The organism is Bradyrhizobium sp. 195 (assembly GCF_023101665.1).
Lineage (GTDB): Bacteria > Pseudomonadota > Alphaproteobacteria > Rhizobiales > Xanthobacteraceae > Bradyrhizobium.
Window position 1 is genome coordinate 3,709,906 of record NZ_CP082161.1, and the last position, 13,040, is coordinate 3,722,945.

The 13,040-nt window shown below is 57.2% G+C and carries 12 protein-coding genes and 1 pseudogene; 11 read left to right on the forward strand and 2 right to left on the reverse strand.

What is annotated here, in order from left to right; genetic code table 11:
- Window positions 1-22 precede the first annotated feature (22 nt).
- Together IVB26_RS16930 and IVB26_RS16935 are read right to left on the reverse strand one after the other, a co-directional pair.
- Window positions 23-1,171 carry a CaiB/BaiF CoA transferase family protein gene (locus IVB26_RS16930; protein WP_247972688.1) on the reverse strand — a complete coding sequence of 383 codons (1,149 nt, stop codon included), beginning with the start codon at window positions 1,169-1,171 and terminating at the stop codon, window positions 23-25.
- A gap of 11 nt (window positions 1,172-1,182) precedes the next feature.
- On the reverse strand, window positions 1,183-2,058 hold the full coding sequence (locus IVB26_RS16935; RefSeq protein ID WP_247972689.1) for an IclR family transcriptional regulator: 876 nt from the start codon (window positions 2,056-2,058) through the stop codon (window positions 1,183-1,185).
- A gap of 252 nt (window positions 2,059-2,310) precedes the next feature.
- On the opposite strand from IVB26_RS16935, the gene IVB26_RS16940 reads away from it, so the two are divergent.
- From IVB26_RS16940 to IVB26_RS16990, 11 genes and pseudogenes are all read left to right on the forward strand, one after another.
- Complete coding sequence (locus tag IVB26_RS16940) at window positions 2,311-3,477, forward strand: acyl-CoA dehydrogenase family protein (protein ID WP_247972690.1); 1,167 nt, start codon at window positions 2,311-2,313, stop codon at window positions 3,475-3,477.
- 30 nt (window positions 3,478-3,507) lie between these two features.
- Entirely contained in the window at window positions 3,508-3,972 is a 465-nt protein-coding gene (locus IVB26_RS16945; protein WP_247972691.1) for a MaoC family dehydratase, read from the forward strand.
- A gap of 8 nt (window positions 3,973-3,980) precedes the next feature.
- On the forward strand, window positions 3,981-5,177 hold the full coding sequence (locus IVB26_RS16950; protein WP_247972692.1) for a CaiB/BaiF CoA transferase family protein: 1,197 nt from the start codon (window positions 3,981-3,983) through the stop codon (window positions 5,175-5,177).
- 264 nt (window positions 5,178-5,441) lie between these two features.
- Complete coding sequence (locus tag IVB26_RS16955) at window positions 5,442-6,170, forward strand: IclR family transcriptional regulator (protein ID WP_247972693.1); 729 nt, start codon at window positions 5,442-5,444, stop codon at window positions 6,168-6,170.
- A 133-nt stretch (window positions 6,171-6,303) separates the two neighbouring features.
- Window positions 6,304-7,497 (forward strand): acyl-CoA dehydrogenase family protein, encoded by a 1,194-nt coding sequence (locus tag IVB26_RS16960; protein WP_247972694.1) that lies wholly within the window; start codon window positions 6,304-6,306, stop codon window positions 7,495-7,497.
- A 1-nt stretch (window position 7,498) separates the two neighbouring features.
- Window positions 7,499-8,662: an acyl-CoA dehydrogenase family protein gene (locus IVB26_RS16965; protein WP_247972695.1), complete on the forward strand. Its 1,164-nt coding sequence runs from the start codon at window positions 7,499-7,501 to the stop codon at window positions 8,660-8,662.
- A gap of 17 nt (window positions 8,663-8,679) precedes the next feature.
- Entirely contained in the window at window positions 8,680-9,525 is an 846-nt protein-coding gene (locus IVB26_RS16970) for an SDR family oxidoreductase (protein WP_346732888.1), read from the forward strand.
- A 125-nt stretch (window positions 9,526-9,650) separates the two neighbouring features.
- Window positions 9,651-10,451, forward strand: coding sequence for an enoyl-CoA hydratase/isomerase family protein (locus IVB26_RS16975; RefSeq protein ID WP_247972697.1), 801 nt, complete (start codon window positions 9,651-9,653; stop codon window positions 10,449-10,451).
- Between the two features lie 140 nt (window positions 10,452-10,591).
- On the forward strand, window positions 10,592-11,386 hold the full coding sequence (locus IVB26_RS16980; protein ID WP_247972698.1) for an SDR family NAD(P)-dependent oxidoreductase: 795 nt from the start codon (window positions 10,592-10,594) through the stop codon (window positions 11,384-11,386).
- Between the two features lie 49 nt (window positions 11,387-11,435).
- Complete coding sequence (locus IVB26_RS16985; RefSeq protein ID WP_247972699.1) at window positions 11,436-12,338, forward strand: SDR family NAD(P)-dependent oxidoreductase; 903 nt, start codon at window positions 11,436-11,438, stop codon at window positions 12,336-12,338.
- Window positions 12,339-12,535: 197 nt separating this feature from the next.
- Window positions 12,536-12,817 (forward strand): annotated as a pseudogene (locus IVB26_RS16990) (3-hydroxyacyl-CoA dehydrogenase); the annotation flags it as partial.
- Window positions 12,818-13,040: the final 223 nt, after the last annotated feature.

The following is a 13,040-nucleotide window of genomic DNA, read 5'->3' on the forward strand; positions in this document are numbered from 1 at the left end:
TCCCCTATGCACGAAGGTCCGTTCAGGATTGAACGGTTAGCCCGGTAGCCCGAAGAGCTTCAATTTCGGCTGCGGTCATCCATCCATCGAGTGCCTCCGCGAGAGATGTATTTTCGGCCTTTCGGGGAGGCGAGGGGCGATCGGGAACGGTTCGGCTGAAGCGCGGAGCCGGAGCCGGTTGCACCACGCCGTTCACTTCAATGAAGGTCTCTCTTGACTTCATATGCGGATGGAGAGGTGCCTCGTCCAGGTTTAGGACCGGTGCAAAACAAACGTCGGTTCCTTCCAAGATAGTGCACCATTCGTCGCGCGACTTGGACTTGATCACATCCGCGAAGACCGATCTTCCAGCCTCCCAATGGGCGCGATCGAATTGTGCCGGAAGGTCGGCTTCTTCAATACCCAGCCGTTCCAGGAGTTCCTTGTAGAATTTCCCTTCAATCGGCGCGATCGAGATCAGATTGCCATCTGCGCATTCGTAGATATCATAAAAGAACGCGCCGGAGTCGACGACATTCTCGCCCCGTCTGGGGCTCATCATGCCTGCGCCATGCATGCCAAAAATGCTTGTCATGAGATGAGCTGTCCCGTCGACGATTGCGGCGTCGACGACTTGCCCCTTACCGGAGCGTTGTGCCTCCATCATTGCGCAGACGATCCCGAAGGCCAAATAGGTGGCGCCACCCGCATAGTCGCCTAGCAGATTCAGCGGAGGGGCCGGCAGCTGTCCCTTTCTGCCGATCGCGTTCAAAGCGCCTGTCAACGCAATATAATTCAAATCGTGACCAGCTGCCTGGGCGAGCGGTCCGTGTTGTCCCCAGCCAGTCATGCGGCCGAAAACAAGCTTCGGGCTCCGTTCAAGGCAAATCTCGGGCCCCAGTCCCAATCGCTCCATGACGCCGGGACGAAAGCCCTCGATCAGGGCATCGGATCTTCCGATGAGATCGAGAACAATCTCGATTGAGGCTTTGTTCTTTAGGTCCAAAGCCAATGCCTTACGACCACGCAGCAACAGGTCGTATTTTTCTGGTCGGCGAATTCCAAGGCCGGAGTCCGTCTGCCGCTCGATGCGGAGCACATCGGCGCCCATATCCGACAACATCATGGCTGTCATCGGACCAGGGCCAATGCCGGCCATCTCGACGATCTTGAGTCCCGAAAGCGGTCCCATGAAAACTCCGATCAGGCGACACGTTGTGCAGCGACATTCGCTGGCTCGTTCGAAGTGAATGCCGGCGGCCGATGCCCGGAGAGCCGCGGCGTGTCACCAAATCCTAAACTGGTCAGCTTCAAATGAGCCTTCAATTCTTCTCTGACCGCGTCGACTATTTCCGTTTCTCGCGTCTGCAATGTTTCGCAGAGGCCACCGACTCCGAGCGCCAAATGGGGATTCGATCGCGCTGTTGGGACGGGAAATGCGATGACGCCATACCCCTCCACCACGCGGTTACGCGAGAACGTGTAACCGCGCTGCCGTACCTTGGACAGTTGCGCCAGAAGTTCGGGAATGTCGGTCTTCTCGCTGGTTGAAGCCGTGTACGCGTTCATTCGATGATAGAGGCGCCTAACCGCCTTTTCATCCATCGCACTCAGTAGGATTTGTCCGACGCCAGACGTGGCAAGCGGTCGTTTTTGTCCAATCTTGATGTGATGAGCAACAGCTGACGGCTCGTTCAAGACGTGAATGTACTGAGCCAGATCTTTATTGCGCGCGGCAAGCACGACCAGTTGCCCCGTCCGCCTTCCTATTGCCCGCATGAGTCTTGGCAATGCGCCATCTTCGAAAAGAGGCGGATTGATCCAGCTGCCGAGGAACGGCACTCGATCGGTCGGCATATAAGTGCGCTTCTTCCTATTGAAGTGCAGATAACCCATGGCGGTCAGGCTACGCAGCAGTGCAGCGGCGCTCGACTGAGGGTAGCCAAGCGCAGCGGCGACTCCGACCACGTTCAGCGGTTGCCGCACTTCGTCGAAATACTCGAGAATTTCAAGCGTTCGCACAGCGGACTTGACCACCTGAGCATCTTGAGAAGATGCGGTGTTGCCATCAGCGCTCATGGACATCTCCCTACGTTATTGTTTTCCGGGACCGTTTTCCGAACGGCGTTCTGTATTCTGAACGATGGTCATGAATTGTCAAGAGGTCAAATTGAATAGGAAAATCAGAGGGATGGATCCTGGATTTCGTTCGCTCGCGCTCTTTGCTGCGTCGAGATGGAGACGACATGGATGTGTTGAAGTCGCGGCATCGCTCTCCGAACGTTGACGCAAGAAAGCGCAGCGTCCACGAATGACCCTGAAGCGGCGACTATGAAGATGGAGCGCACATTCGTGAGTCAGTGGCTCAACGACGACCAACTGCAAGTGCAAGAACTGGTGCGCCGGATCGCGAAAGATCGCGTCGCCCCGCGTGCCCAGGATATCGATCGCAAGGCCGAATATCCTCAAGACATGTTCGACATGCTCAAGGACCTCGGTCTGTTCACCTTGCCTTTCCCGGTAGAATACGGCGGAACGGACAGCTTGCTATCCGCGTGCGTCGCGGTCGAGGAGCTTGGCCGCGTTTGTTACAATACAGCCTATCTCCTGGTTCTTCAGTGGGTGCCGATTGGCGCCATTCTCGCGGGTGGGTCCAAGGCCCAGAAGGACAAGTACCTGCCGGGGCTGTCCAACGGAACAATGCGCGGCGCTTTTTCTCTGACCGAGCCACAAAGTGGTTCTGATGTCGCGGGAATCAAAACACGAGCGAAGCGGGACGGTAAGGGGTATCGACTGAACGGCTCGAAGATCTGGTGCACAAACTCAGGCAATGCCGATTTCGTGTTGGTGGCCGCCCGGACGGGTGAAGACGGGTCGCGCGGCAAGATCAACATGTTCATCGTAGAGAAGGGCACTCCCGGGTTTGAGGTTGGTGCCAAGGAAGACAAGATGGGCGCTCGCGGCGTTGGCGCGCATGCTCTCTTCTTCGATGACGCCTATATCCCCGAGGAGAACCGCCTTGGAGACGAGGAGACCGGTTTCAAGGTTACGATGGCGGCGTTGAACGACTCGCGGCCAATTATGGCCGCGCGTGGTGTTGGTTTGGCGCAGGGCGCGATGGACCATGCCGTGGAGTTTATCAACAATCGTCGGGCATTCGGGCAGGCGGTCTCCGATTTCCAAGGTGTGCGATGGATGGTCGCGGACATGGCAATCCAAATCGCCGCGGCGCGCAACTTGACTTACGAGGCGGCAACCGCCGTCGATCGCGGAATTCGTGGGGCGCAACTTGCGCCACTTGCGGCAACGGCAAAGTGCTTTGCAACGGACACGGCGATGAAGGTCGCTACCGATGCAGTCCAGCTCTTTGGCGCATCGGGAATTTCCAATGAATACCCGATCAACCGCTACTTCCGCGACGCAAAGGTGCTTCAGATCATCGAAGGTACCAATCAAATCCAGCGAAACATAGTCGCGAAATCAGTGCTTCCGCGCTGACTACTCTCATGCTCTGAATCGGAGACGGATATGGAAACATTAGGAATTGGCCTGCATTTCGAGGATGCGACGCTCGGACGGAAATTCAAGACGATCGGCCGGACGGTGACCGAACCCGATATCGTCAATTTCATCAACTGCACCGGCATGACAGAGGTGTTGTTCACAAATCTGGAATTTCTGAAGAACGAGTCCGACATCAAGGGGCGTCTGGCGCCAGGCGCTCTGGTATTTTGTTTTGCGGAAGGACTGCTGGTGCAGGCAACGATGCAGCACACCGGCTTCGCTTTCCTGCATATGGATTTCAACATTAAAGGTCCGGTCGTCGCGGGGGACACTATTCACGTTGAATGCGAGGTGATCGAAGCGCGACGCAGCAAGAATAGGCCCGGTCGGGGATTGGTTCGGACACGTAACGTCGTTCGCAGGCAAGATGGCTCCGTCGTCTTGGAGTACACACCGCTTCGCATGATGAAGGCGCGCTCCAACGGTTAGGGTGAGGCATGGCACTCAATAACGATTCGGGGCCCGATCGGCCTACGGGGCCGCTTGCCGGGGTCCGGGTAATCGATCTTACGATCAACGTCCTCGGGCCGGTGAGCACGCAGATCCTGGGCGACATGGGTGCCGACGTAATCAAGGTCGAGGCGCCTCATGGCGATGACATGAGGCGAATCGGCCCCTCCCGCAGTGACGGGATGAGCGCATTCTTTCTGAACATGAATCGCAATAAGAGATCGATCGTGCTCGATCTCAAGCAATCAGACGATCGCAAAACTCTACACGAATTGGTGGGGACGGCCGATGTCTTCGTTCATTCAATGCGACCCAGTGCGGCCGCGCGCCTCGAGCTTGACTACAAGAAGCTGTCGCGAGAGAGCTCGCGTCTAATATACGCGTCCGCCGGTGGGTACCGAAATGATAGTTCCAGGCGGGACTGGCCGGCTTTCGACGACGTGATCCAAGCTGCTTCGGGACTTGCCGCAATGAACAGACTGGGCGGAGAGCCGCGATATCTCCCGACCGTCATTTGCGACAAACTGTGCGGGTATATCCTCGCGTCATCCGTCGCAATGGCGCTCTATGCGAGAGAGCGCACGGGAGTTGGCCAGGAAGTCCACGTAGCAATGATGGATGCAATGGTCGGCTTCAACATGATCGAACACTTGTGGGGCGGCGTACTCGATCAGCCCGAGCTCGGCATCGGTTATGGTCGTTTAATGACGCCACATCGGCGGCCCTACAAGACGAGGGATTCATATATCTCGCTGCTGGCAGTCACAAATGACCAGTGGCGACGGCTGTTCGTGGCCATTAATCGGCCGGAACTCGCCGAAGATCCGCGCTATTCTCGCTTGGAGGCGCGGGTCAAGAACATCGACGAGCTCTATGGCATAATCTCCGATGCGATCGAGAGCGATACCACAAGTGCTTGGCTTGAGCGACTGACGGCGGCCGATATTCCGAATGGTCCGGTCGAGGATTTCCAAGACGTCTTCCACGATCAGTATCTTACGGAGAACGGCTTTTTCCGGCGGTTCCAACACCCGACGGAAGGAAAAATTGTATCAATGGCGCCTTTTGCGAGCTTCTCAAAGACCGCTGCTTCGGTACATCGATTTCCGCCCAAGCTGGGCCAGCATACCAGCGAGATAGTCGAGGAACTTGCGGCTCGCCGTGAAAAGCGGTCGCCCCCTTAGTCGGGCCAAGAAGGACTTGCCTGCAACTACGTCAGGCGGGGACCAATCGATCTTATGTTTCGCGCCACGAAATTCGGCTTGCGTAATGGCAGTTGTTCAGTCATTTCACTAGACTGGTAGAAGCAGCGCTGGGCTTCGAGGCTTCAGGTGCGAACCGAGATGGACACATTGCAGCAGCGAAGTGCCGAGAGGGCCTCTCCAGGAGCACGCAAAGGCAGGCGTAAGGCAGAAGCGGCGACGACGGGTCCTCGCTCGTTGCAGCGGATGTTGGGTATCTTCGATTTCATTGCGCGCTCGCCTGACGGGCTGTCCCTTGCAGAGCTTGCGAACCAATTGGAATCTCCAAAGAGCAGCTTGCTGACCCTGTTGCGACCACTTGTTGCATCCGGTTACCTCGTGCACGCGAGCGGTCGATACAGTCTCGGCAACGAAAGCTTTGTGCTTGCCTCAAATATCATGTCGGCACGAAAGTTTGCGACTGTCGTTCGAGGCGTGATGGTCGAGCTACAACGTCGTTGCCCCGAAACGATCATCTTGGCCGTCATGGACCGCGCGGCGCAGACGGTGATGTATACGGACGTACTCGAGAGTCCGCAGCTCATCCGATACTCGGTACCTCCCGGAACGACGCGGCCACTGTATGGGTCTTCGGCTGGTCAGGTGCTCTTGGCGTTTCAAGACGAGCGATGGCGGGAGCAATTTCTTCGAAAAGTCCGCCTCAAGTCCCTTACTCCGCGAACAATAGCCAGCACAGACGCCCTGCGCCAACGGCTCACCGAGGTCAGGGACGCGGGCGTTTGCGTGAGTATTTCAGAGGCGGTCGATGGGGCGACCGGCGTTTCTGCGCCAATATTTGGATCCGATGGTTCACTATTAGCGGCGCTTTTGATCGCTGGTCCCACGGATCGTTACGGTCGAGAAGGACAAAACTGGAGCGACCTGGTCAAGGAGTTTGCTTCTCGTGCTTCCCGAGCCGTCGGTTATCCAAGCTGAGTACCGGGCACCGAGAGCTCGGCAACTCATATGTGTTTTTGGCTGCGCGCCGCTTCAATGCATCTGCGAAATGTTAAACACTCCTCCGTCGTCGCCCAACTGATGTTCTGACGGGCGCGGCGGAGTTCCGCGCATGAAGTTGGATTTTGACGATCGCGAGAAGGCCTTTCGCAGGGAAGTGCGCGACTTTCTCAAAGTCTCACTGCCGAACGACATCTATCGCAAGATGATGCGGGCCGCTCATGCGGAAAAAGCCGATATCGTCCGATGGCAGAGAATCCTCAACAAAAAGGGATGGGCGGTCCCTCATTGGCCGCAGCAGTGGGGCGGCACGGGGTGGACCCCGGTTCAGCGCTACATCTTTGCGGAAGAGATCACTCAGTGGCCAGCTCCGGAGCCGTTGTCGTTCAACACAACGATGGTTGGCCCAGTCATCTCTACGTTCGGTAGCGAAGAGCAGAGAAAGCGCTTTTTGCCATCCATTGCCAATCTCGATATTTGGTTTTGCCAAGGGTTCTCCGAGCCTGGTGCAGGTTCGGATCTAGCGTCGCTCTCAACGTGGGCTGAACGTCGGGGTGATCATTACATCATCAACGGCCAGAAAATCTGGACGTCGACCGCACATCATGCCGATTGGATATTCCTCCTGGTCCGGACCTCCCGATCAGCCAAGAAGCAGCAGGGGATCAGCTTCATTCTCGTTGATCTACGAACTCCCGGAGTCGATATTCGGCCGATCCTCACGATCGACGGTCAACACCATACGAACGAGGTCTTCTTTACGGACGTCCGCGTCCCTGTGGCCAATCTTGTCGGGGAGGAGAATCGAGGATGGGAGTACGCCAAATTTCTCCTGGGTAACGAGCGGGCTGGCATCGCCCGCGTTGGCTTGTCAAAGGCGCGCCTGCGCGAGGCAAAAGCGCTCGCCGTCCGCCAACTCACGCGATCTGGCTCGCTTTGGGACGATCCCGAATTCAGACGGGAATTCGTGCGCCTGGAGGTGGAGCTTAAATCAATTGAAATTACCGCGATGCGGCTGCTGACTGCAAACGTAGAGGGGAAGCCCGACCCGATGTCCTCGATTTTAAAGATCAAGGGGGCAGAGACGCAGCAGCGAGCCGCTGAGCTGATGTTCAAGGCCGCAGGCCCCCACACGATTCCAGCAAAGTGGGAGAAATGCAGCGAGCCGATCGTTTCGGTGGAAACCTTGAACGACTGGGCGGAAGGTAAGGCTCCGACCTATTTCTTCAGCCGCGCTGCATCAATTTACGGTGGATCCAACGAAATCCAACGAAATATTCTGGCCAAAGTAGTGTTGGAGCTCTGAGGTGGATTTCGATCTGAGTGAAGAGCAGACCTTGCTTAAAGCGAATGTCGAACGACTTGCGGAAAGTCTTGGTCGTTTTGCCAACACGACCTCGCGGTACCCATCCCGAACGACGAGCGATCGCGAGGCATGGTCCCGCTTTGCCGAATTGGGACTTCTTGCCCTGCCTTTCTCCCCAGAGGACGGCGGCTTAGGTGGGACATCGATCGAAACCATGCTTGTGGCCGAGGCACTCGGTCGTCACCTTTGTCCGCTCCCGTACGTGGCCTCGATCGTGCTTGCCGGGTCTCTATTGCGCTTTGGGGCGACGGCTGAGCAGCGTCGTTCGCTCGTGCCAAATATCATCGACGGCACCGATATCATCGCCTTCGCCTTTCAAGAGCCTGGTGCGCGCTACGATCTCGCCGACGTTCAGGCGACGGCGAAGTGGAGCGGCTCACAGTGGGAGCTGGTCGGGCATAAGTGCGGTGTCGTAGCTGGCGACGAAGCACGTTGGATCATCGTGAGTGCGCGAGTTGCTGGAAGTCGCTTCGATCAGGATGGCATTGGATTGTTCCTGGTCGAGGCAGGGATACCTGGCTTGTCGAGACGCAGTTATGTGGCGCAGGACGGTACCCGAGGTGCCGAGATCATTCTTTCGAATGTGTGCGTCGCTGCCGACGCTAAGTTGGATGCAAGCACGAAGAGCATCTCAGTCATTGAACGAGCAGCGGATTGTGCCCAAGCAGCGAATGTTGCCGAATGCGTTGGCTTGATGGAGTCGATGCTGAACATAACGGTTCTCTACCTGAAAACCCGAAAACAGTTCGGCAAAGCAATAGCCGAATTCCAGGCTCTGCAACATCGCGCGGCAGACATGCTTGTGGCGCTCGAGCAGGCGCGAAGTATGGCCCTGTACGCTGCGGCAATGGTCGAGCACGAAAAGGCGGAAGAGCGGCGGCGAGCGCTTGCTGCGGCAAAAATTCAAGTCGGAGAATCTCTCAGGTTCATCGCGTTCAATGCGGTGCAGCTCCACGGTGGCATAGGCGTGACGGAGGAATGTGCGATCGGTCCACTCTTTAAGCGCGCTACGGTCCTCGGAATGTATCTAGGTGACGCCGAGCACCACCTCGCGCGACTGACGGAAGCGGGGGGATTGGCTGAGCTCCGGACAGCGGAAAAATAGGGGGCGCTTATATGTTTATGGTAGGCCTTCTCCGGGGGCAAAAAATTCTCATAACAGGAGGCGGCACGGGCCTTGGAAGAAGCTTCGCGGGGCGGCTCGCGGAACTGGGGGCTGAAGTTGTCATTTGCGGTCGTCAGGCAGACGTCCTGGCGAAAGCCGTGGAAGAGATCCAGGCAAGTGGTGGACAAGCGTACTTTGAGCAATGTGACGTGCGTGATGCCGAGCAGGTCGAGCGCATGTTCGATGCAATCTGGAGCAAGGGGCCTCTGACCGGCCTGATAAACAACGCAGCCGGAAACTTCATCGCCAGAACCGAAACCCTGTCGAGCCGGGCGTTGGATGCCGTACTGGGCATCGTTCTGCATGGGTCTGCCTACTGCACGGTGGCCGCAGGCCGCCGATGGATCGAGGCGTCCGCGAGGGGAACGATTCTATCGATTGTCACGAGTGCGGCTTGGCAAGGGCGAGCGTTCACAGTGCCGTCTGCTGCAGCCAAGGCGGGAGTGCTCGCAATGATGAAGAGCCTGGCCGTCGAGTGGGGACCGAAAGGCATTCGGACACTGTCGCTCGCACCTGGCCTTTTTCCGACGAGAGGGGCGTGGGACCGATTGTACCCAGATCAATCTCAGGAGGCGCCGCAAGAGATGCAGGTGCCCCTGCGACGGCTTGGCGATCACACTGAAATCGCGAATCTCGTCGCCTATTTGATGTCGGACTATTCCAGCTACATCAACGGCGAGTGCATCACCATTGATGGAGGACGTTCCCTTCAGGAGGGTGGGGCGGTCGGCACGAAGAAGCTGCTCGAATGGACACCTGATCAGTGGAGCGAGTTCAGATCTCGGCTCGCTGGCCGAACATGAAGTAATGCGGAGGAAGGCGCCGCAATTGGCTTTCAAGCGAAGGGCAAGAATCCCTGGAGATGCCTGAAAACCTCCGAGGCATTCTGAAGACGCAACAGGCTACGTATCAACGACAAGGAAAGACCATGAAATACACCGACTTTCAGTTCCTGAAGTTCGACAATAGAGCGAACGGGGTTCTCCTCATTACGATCAATCGGCCCGAAGTCATGAATGCGACGAACGGCCGCCTGCACTGGGAACTCACAAAGATCTGGGACGTGGTCAATCATGACCCAGCCGTTCGGGTCATCGTCGTAACTGGTGCCGGCGATCGTGCCTTCTCTGCCGGCGGAGACTTGTCGTGGATCGCGGAGACCGTCGGAAATCCCGACAAGGTTGCCGACACGATGAAGGAGGCGGGCGACATCGTATTCAATATGCTCGCCTGCGAGAAGCCCGTCGTTTCCGCGATCAACGGCGTAGCGGTAGGAGCGGGGCTGGCGGTGGCGATGATGGCGGACATCAGCATCATGGCCGAAGAAGCGAAGATTACCGACGGCCATGTCCGCCTGGGCGTCTCGGCTGGAGACCACGCTGTAATTCTCTGGCCGCTGCTGTGCGGACTAGCCAAGGCCAAGTACTATCTGATGACCGCGGAATTCGTGGATGGCAAAGAAGCAGAGCGAATTGGCTTGGTAAGTCTTTGTGTCCCCAGGGCCCAGCTGCTCGATAAGGCGCTGACCACCGCCAACAAGCTTGCGACGGGAAGCCAGCTGGCGATCCGGTACACCAAGCGATCCCTCAACAATTGGATGCGATTGGCGCAGCCTGCGTTCGATGCCTCATTAGCGCTGGAAATGCTCTGTTTCCTGGGCGACGACGCAAAGGAAGGGGTGGCCGCAATCAGAGAGAAGCGCGAGCCAAAATTTCCATCCGCCAGGTAAATTGAGCGGCTAAAAACACAGTCATGTGGTTTGTGCCATCGCTGGCGAATTGCATTGACTGAAAACGAAGAACGGAGCCTCCTTACAAAAGGGGAGCGGCGGATTGTGCGCCGCGGCTCCAAGTGTTCAAGGCGGATAAAATGGATCTGGGTCTGAAGGCAAAGTCGGTCGTGGTCACCGGCGGTGGTTCAAATATTGGGCGAGAAATCGTGCTCGGCTTTGCGGCCGAGGGAGCGAATATCACGATTGATATCGATCCCGAGCAAGCTGAAAAAACCGCGAGCCTCGCCCGCAAGGCCGGAAGCGGGACCTGCCAAGTCATAAAAACCGACGTAACCGATCTTGCCCAAGTGCAAGCGATGTTCAAAGCCGCTGTGGACAAATTTGGCGGCGTCGATGTCCTTGTCAACAATGTCGGCTGGGACAAACTCCTGTTCTTCACGCAGACAGATCCAGAATTCTGGCAGAAGATCATCAAGATCAACTTTGTTGGAAATCTGAACTGCACGAAGACAGCTCTCGATATCATGATTCCGAAGAGCGCTGGCTCGATCGTTTCGATCAGTTCAGACGCAAGCCGGCAGGGCGAACCGAGGGAGGCCGTCTACGGAGGCATGAAGGCGGCCGTGAACAGCTTCATGAAGACCGTAGCCCGGGAGAATGGCAGGTATGGAATCCGCTGCAACGTTGTCTGTCCCGGCGTAACGATTCCGAAGGAAGCCGGCGATGTCGGCGGCACCAGCATGTGGTCGAAGATGGACGACATGTTCACTGCCGATCAACTCGAGAAGGTCGCTAAGGCGCTTCCGTTGAGGAAGATCGGACGTCCGGAGGACATCGCCAGTGCGGTGGTGTTTCTATCTTCCACCAAGGCCGCGGGCTACATCACCGGGCAGGTGCTGTCCGTCTCCGGCGGATACAGCATGATTGGCTGATGCCGCGCCGCTTTCCGAAACTAAGAGCCTTTTTTCCTGAGGTATGGCAATGGCCGTTCGTTTTGACAACCGCGTCGCTCTTGTGACGGGCGCCGGTGCTGGGCTTGGCAAGTGCCATGCCTTGTTGCTCGCATCGCGAGGCGCCAAGGTCGTCGTGAACGACCCTGGTGGCTCGACCGCCGGTCAAGGTGGATCGAACGCGGTCGCCGATACGGTGGTCGACGAGATCAGAAAATCCGGGGGCGAGGCAATAGCCAACTACGATAGCGTTGCTGATCGTGCCGGCGCGGAACGCATGGTGCGGACCGCCATCGAGAGTTATGGGAAGATCGATATTGTCGTAAACAATGCGGGAATCCTCCGCGACAAGACGTTCTCAAAAATGGAGCTGGATGACTTCGACGATGTCATCAAGGTGCATCTTTTGGGATCGGTCTATGTCACCAAAGCCGCGTGGCAACATATGATCGATCAGAAGTACGGTCGAGTTGTCTTGACGACGTCTGGCTCCGGGCTCGCAGGGAACTATGGGCAGTCGAACTATGGTGCGGCCAAGACGGGCATGATTGGCTTGATGCACAATCTCATGACCGAGGGCGCGAAATACAACGTCAGGATCAACTCGATATCTCCCGTTGCCGCGACGCGGATGACGGAGGGACTTCTGCCCGAACAAATGCTCAAGAAGCTGGATCCAAGGCAAGTGTCCCCGGCAGTGGCTTGGATGTGTAGCGAGGAATGCGACGCGACGGGCGAGATCATCGCGGCCGGCGCCGGCTATTTTGCGCGAGTGAAACTCGTCAAGGGCGCGGGTGCCGTGGTTGGAAATGGCGAGATTGCGACAATAGAGGATTTCGTTGCTGCTAAGGAGCAGATCTTTGATCTGAACGGTGCGGCGCCGTATTCGAAGACGATAGATGACGACACGCGCAGGATCCTGGGAATGGCCTAGAGGCATGGGTCTTAGCCAGGTCTCGAAGTCGTAGTCGCCGGAATGTCTGGTGTGCTCACTGTGTTGACTTGATCGCGAGCGCGTCAAGTTTCAACGGGTATCCGACAAGCCTGCACGTCTATCCAGATAGGTGACGGCAAGGCCTTGATGGCTTGGCCAGGAAAATGGCCAAGGGTCGATCGGGATCGTGCCCGAGGGACGAGTCTCGCGTTGAGAAGATCAAGCAGATGGGGCCAGAGAAGATTGCTCCGCTCTGCGGTTATCTGATCTCCGACTCCGCCAAGGACGTCACGGGCCAAATTTTTGGTGCGCGCATGAACGAGATTTTCCTCTTCAGCCAGAACAGTCCGATCCGCTCGGTACAGCGTAGTGAAGGCTGGACGCCGCAATCGATCGCTGAGCACGGTATGCCGGCATTGAAGGGATCCTTTTACAAGCTTGACAGGTCGGCAGACGTCTTTAACTGGGATCCAATCTAAAAGGCGGCATAGGACGCGGTGCAAGAGTGGCCGAGAATGGCCGGCCCGCGCCCCCAAGGCTCTAGATATCAGATGAGATCTCTCTCTCTCTCTCTCTCTCTCTGACTTGTTAGGTGCTTCCGCTCTCTAGGAGAGCGCAGCTGGCGCCAGTCGCAAGGTCCGCTTGGGCTAACGAGCGGCCCACCGACGGCTCCGACAGGTGGAATCAGCAGCGAGAAGTGCT